General features: G+C 62.9%; 10 protein-coding genes. 1 reads left to right on the top strand and 9 read right to left on the bottom strand.

From position 1 onward, the window contains the following. Nucleotides 1–9 precede the first annotated feature (9 nt). From carB to hrcA, 8 genes are all read right to left on the bottom strand, one after another. Nucleotides 10–3,249: a carbamoyl-phosphate synthase large subunit gene (gene carB, locus PSV05_RS09275; RefSeq protein ID WP_300064351.1), complete on the bottom strand. Its 3,240-nt coding sequence runs from the start codon at nt 3,247–3,249 to the stop codon at nt 10–12. A 1-nt stretch (nt 3,250) separates the two neighbouring features. Continuing rightward, nucleotides 3,251–4,417, bottom strand: a complete 1,167-nt coding sequence (carA, locus tag PSV05_RS09270) for a glutamine-hydrolyzing carbamoyl-phosphate synthase small subunit (protein WP_300064349.1) — start codon at nt 4,415–4,417, stop codon at nt 3,251–3,253. 151 nt (nt 4,418–4,568) lie between these two features. After that, nucleotides 4,569–5,279 carry a 4-hydroxy-tetrahydrodipicolinate reductase gene (dapB, locus tag PSV05_RS09265; RefSeq protein ID WP_300064347.1) on the bottom strand — a complete coding sequence of 237 codons (711 nt, stop codon included), beginning with the start codon at nt 5,277–5,279 and terminating at the stop codon, nt 4,569–4,571. A gap of 75 nt (nt 5,280–5,354) precedes the next feature. Further along, nucleotides 5,355–7,580 carry a DUF1631 family protein gene (locus tag PSV05_RS09260; protein ID WP_300064345.1) on the bottom strand — a complete coding sequence of 742 codons (2,226 nt, stop codon included), beginning with the start codon at nt 7,578–7,580 and terminating at the stop codon, nt 5,355–5,357. 122 nt (nt 7,581–7,702) lie between these two features. Further along, complete coding sequence (dnaJ, locus tag PSV05_RS09255) at nt 7,703–8,833, bottom strand: molecular chaperone DnaJ (RefSeq protein WP_300064343.1); 1,131 nt, start codon at nt 8,831–8,833, stop codon at nt 7,703–7,705. Nucleotides 8,834–8,936: 103 nt separating this feature from the next. Then, entirely contained in the window at nt 8,937–10,862 is a 1,926-nt protein-coding gene (gene dnaK / locus PSV05_RS09250) for a molecular chaperone DnaK (protein ID WP_300064341.1), read from the bottom strand. A gap of 99 nt (nt 10,863–10,961) precedes the next feature. Beyond that, entirely contained in the window at nt 10,962–11,474 is a 513-nt protein-coding gene (gene grpE, locus PSV05_RS09245) for a nucleotide exchange factor GrpE (protein WP_300064339.1), read from the bottom strand. Nucleotides 11,475–11,558: 84 nt separating this feature from the next. Beyond that, the gene (hrcA, locus tag PSV05_RS09240; protein ID WP_300064337.1) at nt 11,559–12,623 is read right to left on the bottom strand and encodes a heat-inducible transcriptional repressor HrcA; all 1,065 of its coding nucleotides are present in this window, start codon (nt 12,621–12,623) and stop codon (nt 11,559–11,561) included. A gap of 105 nt (nt 12,624–12,728) precedes the next feature. On the opposite strand from hrcA, the gene recN reads away from it, so the two are divergent. Then, nucleotides 12,729–14,399, top strand: coding sequence for a DNA repair protein RecN (gene recN, locus PSV05_RS09235; RefSeq protein ID WP_300064335.1), 1,671 nt, complete (start codon nt 12,729–12,731; stop codon nt 14,397–14,399). Here the strand turns inward: recN and fur are convergent. Next, on the bottom strand, nt 14,396–14,797 hold the full coding sequence (gene fur / locus PSV05_RS09230) for a ferric iron uptake transcriptional regulator (protein ID WP_300065447.1): 402 nt from the start codon (nt 14,795–14,797) through the stop codon (nt 14,396–14,398). The genes recN and fur overlap by 4 nt on opposite strands. Between the last annotated feature and the right edge of the window lie 62 nt (nt 14,798–14,859).

Genomic DNA, 14,859 nt, shown 5'->3' with positions numbered 1-14,859 from the left:
GTGCGTGCGTCACTTCAGTTCCTTGTGCAGTTCCTGCAGCGCCAGCACTTCGCCGACGCCGCGATGGTCCATCGAGTGCAGCAATGCACGCGCGCCGGCCACCGTGGTGGAGTATGTGACGCGATGCTGGAGGGCTTCGCGCCGGATCGAGAAGGAGTCGGCGATCGCCTGGCTTCCCTCGGTGGTGTTGACGATGTAGCAGATCTCGCCGTTCTTGATCAGGTCGACGATGTGCGGACGACCCTCGATCACTTTGTTGACCCGCTCACAGGCGATGCCATTGGCAGCCAACGCGTTGGCAGTGCCGGACGTGGCGACCAGGCTGAAGCCACGCGCGATCATGTCGCGTGCAACCGGCACGACGCGCGCCTTGTCTGGATCGCGCACCGAGATGAAGGCCTTGCCGGGTTGTGGCGCGCGGATATTCGCGGCTTCCTCGGCCCTTGCGAACGCAGCACCGAACGTGCGACCTACACCCATCACTTCGCCGGTGGAACGCATTTCCGGACCGAGGATCGGGTCCACATTCTGGAATTTGGCAAACGGGAACACCGCTTCCTTGACCGAGTAGTACTCCGGCACAATTTCTGTAGTCGTGCCCTGCTCGGCCAGCGACTTGCCGGCCATGCAGCGCGCGGCGATCTTGGCCAGCGGCCGGCCGGTCGCCTTGGACACGAATGGCACCGTGCGCGAGGCGCGCGGATTTACTTCCAGCAGGAAGATGGTGTCGTTGCCATCAGCGTCTGTCTGCACTGCGAACTGGGTGTTCATCAGGCCAATCACATTGAGCGCCTTGGCCAGCATCACCACCTGTTCGCGTAGCTTTGCCTGTGTGTCGGCTGATAGCGAATACGGCGGCAGCGAGCATGACGAGTCGCCGGAATGCACGCCAGCTTCCTCGATATGTTCCATCACCCCGCCGACCAGCACATTGCCGGTTGAATCGGCGATTACATCGACGTCGACTTCGACCGCGTTGTCCAGGAAGCGGTCCAGCAATACTGGCGAATCGTGCGAAACCTTGACCGCCTCGCGCATGTAACGCGCGAGATCGGCTTCGGCATGTACCACTTCCATCGCGCGGCCGCCGAGTACATAACTCGGGCGCACCACCAGCGGGTAACCAATTTCGCGTGCGTGCAGCAGGGCTTCGTCTTCACTGCGCGCAGTACGGTTCGGCGGCTGCAGCAGGCCCAGCTCGGTGACCAGTTTCTGGAAGCGCTCGCGGTCCTCGGCCAGGTCGATGGATTCCGGCGACGTACCAATGATCGGCACGCCATTGGCTTCAAGTGCTTTAGCCAACTTCAGCGGAGTCTGCCCGCCGTACTGCACGATCACACCGTGCGGCTTTTCGAGTTCGACGATCTCCAGCACATCTTCCAGTGTCAGCGGCTCGAAATACAAGCGGTCGGACGTGTCGTAATCGGTCGAGACAGTTTCCGGGTTGCAGTTGACCATGATGGTCTCGTACCCGTCCTCGCGCAGCGCCAACGCTGCGTGCACGCAGCAGTAATCGAACTCGATGCCCTGGCCAATGCGATTCGGGCCGCCGCCGAGCACCATGATCTTCTTGCGGTCGGTCGGCAGCGCCTCGCATTCGTCCTCGTAGGTCGAATACAGATAGGCAGTAGTAGTCGCGAATTCCGCCGCGCAGCTGTCGACCCGCTTGTACACCGGACGCACGCCGAAGGCCTTGCGCAACGCACGCACCGCCGACTCGTTGGTACCGGTCAGCTGGGCGATGCGGATGTCGGAGAAACCCTTGCGCTTGAGCGCACGCAGGCGCGCCGCATCCAGTCCATCCAGCCCGCGATGTGCGATGTCCACTTCGGCATCGACGATCTCTTCGATCTGGTCGAGGAACCACGGATCGACGAACGACAGCGCATGCACCTCTTCCACGCTCATGCCGGCGCGGAATGCATCGGCGAGATAGAAGATGCGCTCGGGACCAGGCTCCTTGGTCTCGCGGCGCAGTGTCGCGAGGTCGTTCTCATCGGTCAGGTTCAGGCCCGTCGGGTCCAGCCCGACCTTGCCGGTTTCAAGTCCGCGTAGCGCTTTTTGCAAGGATTCCTGGAAGGTGCGGCCGATCGCCATCACCTCGCCCACCGATTTCATCTGGGTGGTCAGGCGTGCATCGGCAGTCGGGAATTTCTCGAAGGCAAACCGCGGAATCTTGGTGACCACATAGTCGATGCTGGGTTCGAACGATGCCGGGGTCAAGCCGCCGGTGATTTCGTTCTTGAGTTCATCCAGCGTGTAACCAACCGCGAGCTTGGCCGCAACCTTGGCAATCGGGAAACCCGTCGCCTTCGACGCCAGTGCGGAGGAACGCGACACCCGCGGGTTCATCTCGATCACCACCACGCGACCGTTCTCGGCATTGATGCCGAACTGCACGTTGCTGCCGCCGGTATCCACGCCAATCTTGCGCAGCACCGCGATGGAAGCATTGCGCAGACGCTGGTATTCCTTGTCGGTCAAGGTCTGCGCCGGCGCGACAGTGATCGAATCGCCGGTGTGCACGCCCATCGGATCGAAATTTTCGATGCTGCAAACAATAATGCAGTTGTCCGCGGTGTCGCGGACCACTTCCATCTCGAATTCCTTCCAGCCCAGCACCGACTCTTCCACCAGCACTTCGCCGGTTGGCGAGAGTTCCAGGCCACCGGTGACGATGTCGATCAGTTCTTCGCGGTTGTAGGCGATGCCGCCACCGCTGCCACCGAGGGTGAAGCTGGGTCGGATGATCGTCGGGTAGCCGACACGGGTCTGGATATCCAGCGCCTGCTCCAGCGAGCGCGCGACTTCCGCCTTCGGACAGTCCAGGCCAATCTCGCCCATCGCCACGCGAAACAGTTCGCGGTCCTCGGCCATGCGGATTGCTTCGCGCTTGGCACCAATGAGTTCGACGCCGTATTTTTCCAGCACGCCGTTGTCGGCCAGGTCCAGCGCACAATTCAACGCGGTCTGGCCACCCATTGTCGGCAGCAGCGCGTCGGGTTTTTCCTTGGCGATGATGCGTTCGACTGTTTGCCAGTTGATCGGCTCGATGTAGACCGCATCAGCCATGTCCGGGTCGGTCATGATCGTGGCCGGATTGCTGTTGACCAGCACCACCCGGTAGCCCTCGTCGCGCAGCGCCTTGCAGGCCTGTGCGCCGGAGTAGTCGAATTCGCAAGCCTGGCCGATCACGATCGGGCCAGCGCCGATGATCAGGATGGTCTTGATGTCGGTGCGCTTTGGCATGTCAGTTGGCCTCCGCCTGCTTGTTCAACATCAGGGCAACAAACCGGTCGAACAATGGCCCCAAGTCATGTGGACCTGGACTGGCTTCGGGGTGTCCCTGGAAACTGAAGGCCGGCGCGTCGGTCAGGGCGATGCCCTGGTTGGTCTCGTCGAACAGCGAGCGGTGGGTCGCGCGCGCGTTCGCCGGGAGTGTGGTTTCATCGATGCAGAAACCGTGGTTTTGAGAGGTGATCATCACCCGTTTCTGGCTTCCTTCAGGTGACCCCAAGTCAATCACGGGATGATTGGCGCCATGATGGCCGTGCGGCATTTTCATGGTCTTTGCGCCAACCGCCAGGCCAAGCAACTGGTGACCGAGGCAGATCCCGTAGATCGGCATTTTGGCGGACAGCAGTTCGCGGATCGCGGCGATTGCGTAGTCGCAGGGCGCGGGATCGCCGGGGCCGTTAGACAAGAACACACCATCAGGTTTCATCGCCAACACGTCGGATGCAGGCGTCTGCGCCGGCACCACGGTCACCGCGCAGCCACGCTCGGCCAGCATGCGCAGGATGTTCCGCTTCACGCCGAAATCGTAGGCCACGACCTTGAACCGCGCATCGACGCGCACGCATTCGCCGGTATCGAGATCAAGCTGGCCATCACGCCATTCGTAGGCCTTGGTCGTGCTGACCACCTTGGCCAAGTCCATGCCAGCCAGGCCGGGGAACTTGCGCGCAGCTTCGATCGCCTTGTCGGCATCGAGCTGTTCGCCAATTACGTTACCCGCCAGCAACGTGCCGTTCTGGGAGCCGCGATCACGCAACATCCGGGTCAGCTTGCGGGTATCGATGTCGGCGATGGCGACAATACCGCGCGCCTGCAGCCATTCCGGCAGTGCGACCTGGCTGCGCCAGCTGCTGGGACGGCGTGGCACGTCGCGCACGATCAGCCCGGCCGCCCAAGCTTTGCCGGACTCGTCGTCCTGGTCGGTGCAGCCGGTATTGCCGATATGCGGGTAGGTCAGGGTCACCAACTGCCGTGCGTAGGACGGGTCGGTGAGGATTTCCTGGTAGCCGGTCATGGCGGTGTTGAACACCACCTCGCCCACGGACAGGCCGGGTGCGCCCACGGAACGGCCCTCGAAGACGGTGCCGTCTTCAAGCGCGAGGATTGCAGGTATGGTCAAGTGCGTCGCCTTGCGTCAGGTTGCAAGAAAGCGCCGAAGCGGTATTGACCGGTTCGGAGCGTTGGGGATCAGGCGAGCGAGAATTGTACGGGCGAGCAGCCTTCAGTGCCAGTCTTGCGTGCCCAGCATGCGTGCGAGTCGCGCGCCGGCCTCAATCAAGCAGGTCGATCATCCGATAGCGCCCCGGGTTGCGCCCGTGCAATGCATGGGCGACATGCAATGCCCCCGCCGCGAAGATGTCGCGGTTGCTGGCGCGATGGATCAGCTCAATGCGCTCGCCGGTGCTGGTGAACTGCACGCAGTGCTCGCCGACGATGTCGCCGGCACGGATCCAGGCGTAATGCGGCGTGGCCCCGCCCTGTGCGGCTGAATCGCCCAAGGTAAGCGCCGTGCCTGAAGGCGCATCGATCTTGCGGGAGTGGTGAGTTTCGATGATATCGCAGTCCCAACCCGGCAAGACGCGGGCGGCGCGCTCGACCAAGTCGTGCAGAACCGCCACGCCCAGGCTGAAATTGGAGGCCCACATCGTTGCGATGCGCGCCGATGCCGCATCCAGCGCCTCGAACTGGTGGACCGACAGCCCGGTGGTGCCAGAGACAAGTGGCTTGTTACGGGCGACACACAGTTCGAGGATCGCATCGAAGCCATCTGGCTGGCTGAAATCGATGGCGACATCAAACTCGGGTACGCCCTGTAGTTCCGAAACCGCAAAACGCGGAATGCCGTCGACCACGCGCGCATCGACGCTGCGCGACACCGCGCCGACGACATCGCACGCCGCATCACCCGCGGCCAAACGCAACAAGGCCTGGCCCATGCGGCCATTGGCGCCATGGATCAACACATGCAAGAAATCTGTCATGTGATCAGGCTAACCACCACTGCGTTCATCCACAAGTCGAAGGCCTGCTGGCTGACAGGCGCCCAAGTCAGCAAGTCAGGTTGGCCTGGAGATGCTTCGGAGCCTTCCGGCGACCTGGTGCATGGCATCGTCGAAGGGCGTTGCGCCTTCACGTACCACGACCTTGTCCAGCTTGGCCATCGCCGCCAATTCCTCGGGCGATGCGACCAGCACGCGGATGCCGCGCCGGTTGACCAGCAGCAGGCGCCCGGAGATCGGGCTGATCCAGGACACCTTGGCAGGTTCGATGCGATCCGCCGACGTGGCCAGCTGGATCCAGCTGCCTACCTCCAGCTTGCGCATGCGCTCGAGGCCGGCGGCATCGAAATCCAGTGCGTCGGTACCGGCAATCACTTCCAGAATCGGCTCCGGTTCCGGCTGGGGCAGTGGCTCCGGGATGATCGCCTGATCCGGCATGTGCGAGGTATTGTCGACGGCGCGCTCGCCGCCAGCCAGGCGGACCAAGGCCTGCTGCAGGCTGTCGATCGCCGCCTGCGCGGTTTCGCCCACGCAGCCCGAGCTCGCCAGCATTGTTTTGATTTGTTCGCGTGGCAGAGCTGGAAGCTCTTCAGCGGGCGTATGCAGGTCGGCGTGGTCGAACGCCAACAGCAGGTCGCCTACCGCCAGCATCGCCTCTTCATGCCGCTGCGAACCATAGCCGTCGCGCAACATCACCTGGATCAGGTGGTGGGATGCGTACCGGCTCAGGAACTCATCCATCACCGCCGGCAGTTCGCGTTCGCCGCGCTGCTTCGCCAACAGTGCATTGGTCGCACTGCGCGCATGCTCCAGCCGCTCGCGCCCGCTCTGGGCTTCGGCCGTGCGCTTTTCCGCCAGCTCGAAGCGCTTGCGGTGCTGCGCCATATAAGAGCGCAGTTCCTGTTCGAGTGTTTCGAAGATCGCTACGTCTTCGTTGAACTCCATGACGAGGCGGTCGATGGTACTGTCCACGCGCCCAAGCAGTTCACGCTCCTGCGGCGCTTCGCCGTGGTTGCCCTCGCAGGCTTCGGCCACCGTGTTCAACAGCCGCCGCGCGGGATGCTCCTTGAACAGGAACATGCGGCGATCCTGCACTGCGACTTTCACGTAGGGCACCAGCATCCGGCCGATCTTGCTGCGGATGTCAGTGTCGTATTGCGGGCCGTCGAGCAGTACGTCGAACAACAATGCGACCAGGTCGACCGCGTCTTCGTCCAGGCCGTCCAGGTGCAGATTGTCGCCGGCAACACCCAGCTTTCGCGCACCGGTGATGACTTGCTTGCGTAGTTGTTCGGCGAGAGATTGCTGCGGCTGGTCTTTCGGATGTTCGATCTGCTCAGGGATCTCGCGCTGCAGGAGCGACAGCACCGACATCAGATCCTGCGAGGCAAGGGTCTGCGATGGCCCGTTGCTCTCCTTGCGCCCCGCCGTGTCCGGACCCGTGGCACTGCGCCAGCCCTGCAGCAAGCTGAGCATGTTGGCGAACATCGCCTGCTCTGCGGCTGAAGGTGGGTGCGTCATCGCCCCTGCATGCTGGGCTGCCGGCAACCCAGCCGCGCTGGCCTCATTAACATCTTCGGAAACGCTGTTTGCATGACCAGCACCCGCATCGCCCGCGGCTTTCACTGGCTGCTTGCGTGCGGTTGCCTGCAGATGCGGCAAGATGCCTGCTGCTGCCAGCAAGGCGTTGGCGCGTTCGTACATCGTGACCAGCGTCGTCGCCAGATCGCGTTCGAAGAACTTGAACAGCACGATGCGTACGGAAGACGCGAGTTCAATGCCTTCCATCGCTCGTAACAAGCGGTTGGCGATGGAATGCGGATCCAGTGGATTGTCGGCGGGCTCAAGCGCGTCCTGCCCGAACAGGAAGGCGACCCGCTTACCCAGTACTTCCAGCGCCGGGGCATGCGCTCGCGACTGGCTCTCGGCCAGTTGTTCCTTGGCGAGCAGTTCCTCCAGCGCATCTTCCTCGACCAGCGCCAGGTCTTCGACCTGCTCTGGCATGAAATGCGGCTCACGCAGGGCCTGGAACGCAGCGTGCACGCCTTTCTCGAAGCGCTGGCCGATCTTGTTGCGCTCGCGGCGCAATTCACGAAGTGCCGTCAGTTCCGTATCGTCGTGACTGTCTTCGCTGCGATTGAACAGATAGTCATCGACGCTGCCGAGTGCACTGTCCAGCGATGGCTTCAGGTATTCCCGCGCCAACTTCTCCAAGGCGTCCAACAACCGTCCCGGATCCTTGGGGCCTGTACTGTTTGTATCGTCGTGGGGGAAGGACGACATGACGGAACCTGAATGGGCATAACTGCACTTTACATCCTAGGCCCAAATACGCCACATGTTGTTGATGAGCGTCATATTTCGACACAATGAGCAAACGTTGCAAACGTTTGCACTTGAAGCACTCAAGAAACCATTCGATCCCAGAAGCCCTTGACCCCATCAAGAAAAGTACTGGCCTTTGGCGAATGACGGCGGGCTCCTTCGCCGACGAAGGTTTTTTCGAACTGTTCCAGAAGCTGGCGCTGTTCACCGGTCAGGTTGACCGGCGTTTCCACCACTGCCTTGCAGTAGAGGTCGCCCGGGGCGCGGCTGCGCACTGACTTGACCCCCTTGTCGCGCAAGCGGAACACGCGACCAGTCTGGGTCTCGGCGGGAATACGAAGTTCTACTTCGCCACCCAGGGTCGGTACGCGGGTGATATCACCCAGCGCGGCCTGGGAAATTCGGATCGGCACGTCGCAATGCAGGTCGTCGCCATCGCGTTCGAATATCTCATGCGGGCGCACCCGGACTTCCACATACAGGTCGCCGGGTGGCGTACCTGCTGGGCCTGCCTCGCCCTCGCCCGCCAGGCGGATGCGATCACCATTGTCCACGCCAGCCGGGATCTTGACCGATAGCGTCTTGTCTTCCTCGACCCGGCCTGCGCCATTGCAGGATTTGCAGGGGTTGGCGATGGTCTTGCCACTGCCACCGCAATGCGGGCAGGCATGCTGCATCTGGAACATGCCGCGCTGCATCCGGACCTGGCCATGGCCATTGCAGGTGCTGCAGGTGTCGACCTTGCCGTCGGCAGAACCACTGCCATTGCAGGGCACGCAGGGTGCGATGCTGGGAATATCGATGCGTTTCTCGACCCCGGCGACAGCGTCCTCGAGATCCAATTCCATGACATAGCCGACGTCGGCGCCACGGCGCGGGGCCTGCCGGCCACCACCGCCAAAAATATTGCCGAAGATGTCGCCGAAGATGTCGCCGACATCATGAAAACCGGGACCCGGTCCGGCGTTGCCGCCGCCCATGCCATGTTCGAACGCTGCGTGGCCGTGCTGGTCGTACATGCGGCGCTTGCCGCCATCGGCCAACACTTCGTAGGCCTCCTTGCACTCCTTGAACGCCGCCTCCGCATTCTTGTCACCTGGATTGCGATCCGGATGGTGCTTCATCGCACTGCGTCGATAGGCCTTCTTCAGTTCATCATCGCCGGCACTGCGGGCCACGCCCAGCACTTCGTAATAGTCGCGTTTGCTCATCGGGCCTGTCTGCCTGCCTTACCAGTAGAACGTCCAAGACAACGGGCAGGTCCAGCCTGCCCATTGCATGTTTCGATCATGGAACACACGTGATCGTGCGGGATCAGGCCTTGTCGCCGTCGTCCTTGACTTCGGTGAACTCGGCATCGACCACATCCTCGCCTGCCGGCTGGGCACCGGCATCGCCACCTTCAGGTGCCTGCTGGCCAGCCGCGGACACGGCTGCGAACACTGCCTGGCCGGCTTCTTCCAGCGCCTTGGCCTTGGCCTCGATCTGCACCTTGTCATCGCCCTTGATCGCCGATTCAAGTTCGGCAATCGCACCCTCGGCGCGACCGATCAGGTCGCCGGGCACCTTGTCGCCGTTTTCCTTGATCGCAGTGCGCGTCGCGTGAATCAGGCCATCGGCATGGTTGCGCGCGGTGACCAGCTCGTGGAAGCGCTTGTCTTCCTCACGGTTGACTTCGGCATCGGCGACCATCCGCTGGATCTCTTCGTCCGACAGGCCCGAACCAGCCTTGATCTCGACTTTCTGTTCCTTGCCAGTCTTCTTGTCCTTGGCGCTGACGTGCAGGATGCCGTTGGCGTCGATGTCGAAGCTGACTTCCACCTGTGGCAAGCCGCGCGCCGCCGAGTCAATCCCGGTGAGGTCGAACTTGGCCAGCGACTTGTTGTAGCGGGCCTGCTCGCGCTCGCCCTGGAGCACGTGCACGGTGACCGCGGTCTGGTTGTCCTCGGCAGTGCTGAAGGTCTGTGCGGCCTTGGTCGGGATGGTGGTGTTCTTCTCGATGATCTTGGTGAACACGCCACCCATGGTCTCGATGCCCAGGCTCAGCGGGGTCACGTCCAGCAACAGCACATCCTTGACGTCGCCCTGCAGCACGCCGCCCTGGATCGCGGCGCCCACGGCCACGGCTTCATCCGGGTTCACGTCTTTCTTCGGTTCCTTGCCGAAGAATTCGGTGACCGCCTGCTGCACCTTGGGCATGCGGGTCTGGCCGCCGACCAGGATCACCTCGCTGATGTCGCTTGCGCGCATGCCGGCATCGTTCAAAGCGATGCGGCACGGCTCGATGGTCTTCTTGACCAGGTCCTCGACCAGCGCCTCGAGCTTGGCCCGGGTCAGCTTGATGGCGAGGTGCTTCGGACCGCTGGCGTCGGCGGTCACGTACGGCAAGTTGACTTCGGTGTGCTGGGCGCTGGACAGCTCGATCTTGGCGCGTTCGGCCGCATCCTTCAGGCGCTGCAGGGCCAGCGGATCCTTGCGCAGGTCGATGCCCTGCTCCTTGTTGAACTCGTCGACCAGATAGTCGATGACGCGTTTGTCGAAGTCTTCGCCACCAAGGAAGGTGTCACCGTTGGTGGCCAGCACTTCGAACTGCTTCTCGCCGTCAATGTTGGCGATTTCAATGATCGACACGTCGAAGGTGCCACCGCCCAGGTCATACACCGCGATCTTGCGGTCCTTGGTGTCGCCCTTGTCCATGCCATATGCCAGCGCGGCCGCTGTCGGCTCGTTGATGATGCGCTTGACGTCGAGGCCGGCAATGCGGCCAGCGTCCTTGGTCGCCTGGCGCTGGCTGTCGTTGAAATAGGCCGGCACGGTGATCACCGCTTCGGTCACGGTCTCGCCAAGGTAGGCCTCGGCGGTCTTCTTCATCTTTTCCAGGATCTTGGCGGACACTTCCTGCGCTGACATTTTCTTGCCGTCTGTCAGCGCGACCCAGGCATCGCCGTTGTCGTGCGCGGTGATCGCGTACGGCACCAGGCCAAGATCCTTCTGGACCTCGGCATCGGTGAACTTGCGGCCGATCAGTCGCTTGACCGCATAGAAGGTGTTCTTCGGATTGGTCACGGCCTGGCGCTTGGCCGATGCGCCGACCAGGACTTCGCCGTCCTTGGTCCATGCCACCACCGATGGCGTAGTGCGGTCGCCTTCGCTGTTTTCGATGACGCGCGCCTTGCCGCCTTCCATGATCGCCACGCAGGAATTGGTGGTGCCCAAATCAATACCGATGATCTTGCCCATGTTTGTGTCCTCTGTATTTCTGTGTTCGGGGGCGCATTGCGCCGATGTTCAAAATGTGGGGTTGACTGGCACGGGTTCAAGCCCCGCACCAATGCCGGTTCAATCGTGCTTCGCCACGACCACTAGTGCAGGTCGCAGCAGGCGCTCGTTGAGCACGTAGCCTTTCTGGAAGGTCTGGGCGACCGCACCGGGCGCGATTCCGGGCGCATCTATCATGCTCATCGCCTGGTGACGCTCAGGATCGAACACATCGCCAGCCGCCGGGACTACCGTGACCAGGCCATTAATTTCGACTACCCGAATCAATTGGCGCTGGCTCAGTTCCAGGCCAGCCCGCAGCGGGCCATCCGCAGGTGCATTGGCCAGCCCGGCTTCAAGGCTGTCCAGCACAGGCAGCAAGTCGCCAAGCAAACGCTCATTGGCAAAACGGCGCGCATTGTCCAGCTCACGCGCCATGCGCTTGCGCTGGTTGTCGAGGTCAGCGCGTTCCAGCAGGGACTGCGCCTTGAGATGTTCAAGTTCGCCGCGCAGCGCCTCGGCTTCGTCGCTCAGCGGCGCGTCGTCGGCTGCATCCACTGCATTGGGCATCGGGTCTTGGTTGGTGGGGGTCATGGTTGCCAGGGTTGAAGTAGGCGGCCTTGCGCCGCGTCGAACAGGCAATGGGGGCTTGCGCTGGCCGATTCAAGGCAAACCTGTTCAGGAACCCGCGTAGAACGCAGCTCCCAACACCGCTGCGGTCGCTTCCACGACCGGGATCACCCGTTCGTAGGCCATCCGACTGGGGCCGATCACGCCCAGTACGCCCAGCACCTGTCCGTCCGCGCCATACGGCGCACTGACCAGGGACATGCCCTCCAGCGGCGCCAGGCCGGTTTCATCGCCGATGAACACGCGCATGCCGGGTGCCTTGGCGGTGCGCTCCAGCAACTGCAGTAGCTCGCGCTTCTCGGCGAAGGCCTCGAACAAGGCCCGCAGCCGGTCCAGGTCAGCCAGGTCCTGAAGGCCCATCAGCCGGGTCTGGCCGGCCACGACCACGCCGTCAAAAGACGAGTCGTCCTTGCCGGGGGCAAACGCCTGTTCGGCCAATTCCACGGAGCTGGCCAGCAACTGCTCCATTTCACTGCGCGCATGCCGCAACTCGGCCAGCAGGCGCGCACGGATATGCGCCAGTGGTTGCCCGGCAAAATGGCTATTGAGGTAATTGGCGGCCTGTTCCAGTTCGGATGGGTCGAATACACGCCGTACATGCACCACGCGGTTTTGAACTTCGTTGTCGGCGAACACCAGAATCGCCAGCACCCGTTGCGGATCCAGCGCCACGAATTCGATCTGGCGGAACACGAACACCTCGCGCTTGGGTACGCTGACCATGCCGACGAAATGGGTCATCGCCGACAACAGTTCCGAGGTATTGCCCAGTAATGCCTGGGTGCCAGCGCCACTCGGCAACTCATGGCGCAGGCGCTCGAGTTCCACACTCGCCAGCGGCTTGATCTGCAGCAGGGAGTCCACGAACAACCGGTAGCCCTGCGCCGTCGGGATGCGCCCGGCCGAGCTGTGCGGCGCCGACAGCAGGCCGGCGTCCTCCATCGAGGCCAGGATGTTGCGGATCGTCGCCGGGCTTACGTCGAGGCCCGAATGCTTCGCCAGGGTCTGCGAGCCCACCGGTCCGCCATCGCGCACATGGCGCGACACCAGCGTGCGCAAGAGCTGCCGTGCGCGTGGGTCGTTGGCGATGTCGCCGGTCTTAAGCTTGGCCATGCCTGTGTTGTAAGCGCCACCCTGCCTGCTTGCAAGCGGGCCGGTTGCAAACGGGCACGTCAAGCGCTATCGGGCAAGCCGCTGCAACAGGCACAATGCGCAGCGATGCTGACCCGCCTCTCCATTCGCGATTTTGCCGTCGTGGCCCAAGCCGAACTCGAATTCGGTGCAGGCCTGACTGTGATTTCCGGCGAAACCGGCGCCGGCAAGTCACTGCTGGTCGACGCATTGGGCTTCCTGTGTGGTGCCCGTGCTGATGCCGGCAGCGTGCGCCATGGCGCGCAGCGGGCGGAACTGGCGGCGGAGTTCTCGCTCTCCGATGCGCCAGCCGCATCTGCCTGGTTGCGTGAAGTCGAGTTCGATGACGCCGACAGTGCGGATGCTCCCATGTGCCAGTTGCGCAGGACCCTGCGCGCCGATGGTGGCTCCAAGGCCTGGATCAATGGCCGCCCGGCAACGCTGACTCAACTTGCCGAATTGACCGGTTTCCTGGTGGAGATCCATGGCCAGCACGAACAGCAGGCCTTGCTCGCGCGTGCGACCCAGACCGAACTGCTGGATGCGCATGCCCGGCATCCGGCATTGCGCGAGGCAACCCGCGATGCCGCGATGGGTTGGCGCGCGTTGCACAACGAGCGCGAGGCCCTGCTCTCACGCGGCGACGTCAGCGAACGCCAAGCCTGGTTGCAACACCAGTTGCAGGAATTACAGGCAGAGCTATTGGAGCCGGAATCGCTGCTCGAACTCGACCGCAGCCATCGCCGTCATGCACATGCCGCCTCGCTGATTGCCGCTTGCGAACTTGGCTTGCAACAACTGGTAGGCGACGACGGGCTCACCAGCCAGCTGCAGCAACTTCGCAGTGCACTGCAACGCGAAGCTGGCCACGAACCACGGCTCGCCGAAGTCGATGCGATGCTGGATTCGGCCGCGATCCAGATGGACGAAGCGCTGTCGATGCTCGAACGTATTCGCGACGACCTCGACCTGGACCCGGACGCCATGCTGGAACTCGAGCGTCGGCTGGTCCGGGTGCAGGACCTGGCACGCAAGCATCGGTTGCCGCCAGATCAATTAGCCACGCATCGCGATGCACTGGCGGTCGAGCTGGAGTCCCTCGCCGATGCTGGTGAACGCCTGCAACGGCTGGAACAGGCAATCCAGGCAACATCGTCGCAATGGCGGGATGCCGCTGCCGCACTCACTACTTCGCGGCGACGCGCGGGCGATGCGCTCGCGGCGGAGGTCTCGGTCCTGATCGGCACGCTGGGCATGCAAGGTGGCCAATTCGAAGTCGCACTGGAAACGGCCGGCGACCCCACCACACCCGATCCGAACGGCGCGGAACGCGCCGACTTCCTGGTCAGCGCGAATGCCGGCCAGCCGCCCCGCCCCTTGCGCAAGGTCGCTTCCGGCGGCGAGCTGTCGCGTATCTCGCTGGCAATAGAAGTTGCCATGCAAGGATTGGATCCGGTGCCGACCATGGTCTTCGACGAGGTCGATGCCGGCATCGGCGGCGCCGTCGCCGCGGCTGTGGGCGCCAGGCTGCGTGCGCTGGGCGATGGCCGTCAGGTGTTGTGCGTGACCCACCAGCCGCAGGTCGCGGCCGCGGGTCATGCGCAATATCGGGTCAGCAAGGCCGCGCAGGAAGGGATCACCCAGTCTGCGGTGGAGTATCTCGATGCAACCGGTCGCATTGCGGAAATCGCGAGGATGCTCGGTGGTGCCAAGGTGACCGCTGAAGCCGAGGCTGCGGCGAGACAATTGCTGAGTTAGCGCTTCTTCCTGACGTACAACACCAGCGCATGGTCCTCGATCGCATAGCCCTGTTCGGCGGCGATCTCATGCTGCAGGGCTTCGATGGCTTCGCTTTGGAACTCGATGACCTTGCCGGTATCGACATCGACCATGTGGTCGTGGTGCTCGCCACGATCCAGCTCGTACACGGCATGGCCGCCTTCGAAATTGTGCTTGAGCACCAGACCGGCCGATTCGAACTGGGTGAGCACGCGGTAGATGGTGGCCAGCCCGATTTCCTCGCCATCGCCGAGCAGTTGCCGGTAGATGTCCTCGGCGGTCATGTGGCGCGGCTTGGTCTGCTCAAGCAACTGCAGGATCCGCATCCGCGGGTGGGTCACCTTGAGGCCGGCCTTGCGTAGATCCTGCGATTCCATCACCACTCCGAATACCTGCCGACTACGTGCAGAAGCATGTCCCTGCACGCGATACAGCGCAT

This window comes from Thermomonas sp. (assembly GCF_029945965.1).
Lineage (GTDB): Bacteria > Pseudomonadota > Gammaproteobacteria > Xanthomonadales > Xanthomonadaceae > Thermomonas.
This window is presented reverse-complemented; position numbering and strand designations above follow the sequence as displayed.

What these genes read in the sequence shown, in the direction of transcription:
- fur (WP_300065447.1), bottom strand. Translation starts at nt 14,797, where the DNA reads ATGGAATCGCAGGATCTACGCAAGGCCGGCCTCAAGGTGACCCACCCG.
- PSV05_RS09260 (WP_300064345.1), bottom strand. Translation starts at nt 7,580, where the DNA reads ATGTCGTCCTTCCCCCACGACGATACAAACAGTACAGGCCCCAAGGAT.
- recN (WP_300064335.1), top strand. Translation starts at nt 12,729, where the DNA reads ATGCTGACCCGCCTCTCCATTCGCGATTTTGCCGTCGTGGCCCAAGCC.
- hrcA (WP_300064337.1), bottom strand. Translation starts at nt 12,623, where the DNA reads ATGGCCAAGCTTAAGACCGGCGACATCGCCAACGACCCACGCGCACGG.
- dapB (WP_300064347.1), bottom strand. Translation starts at nt 5,279, where the DNA reads ATGACAGATTTCTTGCATGTGTTGATCCATGGCGCCAATGGCCGCATG.
- carB (WP_300064351.1), bottom strand. Translation starts at nt 3,249, where the DNA reads ATGCCAAAGCGCACCGACATCAAGACCATCCTGATCATCGGCGCTGGC.
- dnaJ (WP_300064343.1), bottom strand. Translation starts at nt 8,833, where the DNA reads ATGAGCAAACGCGACTATTACGAAGTGCTGGGCGTGGCCCGCAGTGCC.
- dnaK (WP_300064341.1), bottom strand. Translation starts at nt 10,862, where the DNA reads ATGGGCAAGATCATCGGTATTGATTTGGGCACCACCAATTCCTGCGTG.
- grpE (WP_300064339.1), bottom strand. Translation starts at nt 11,474, where the DNA reads ATGACCCCCACCAACCAAGACCCGATGCCCAATGCAGTGGATGCAGCC.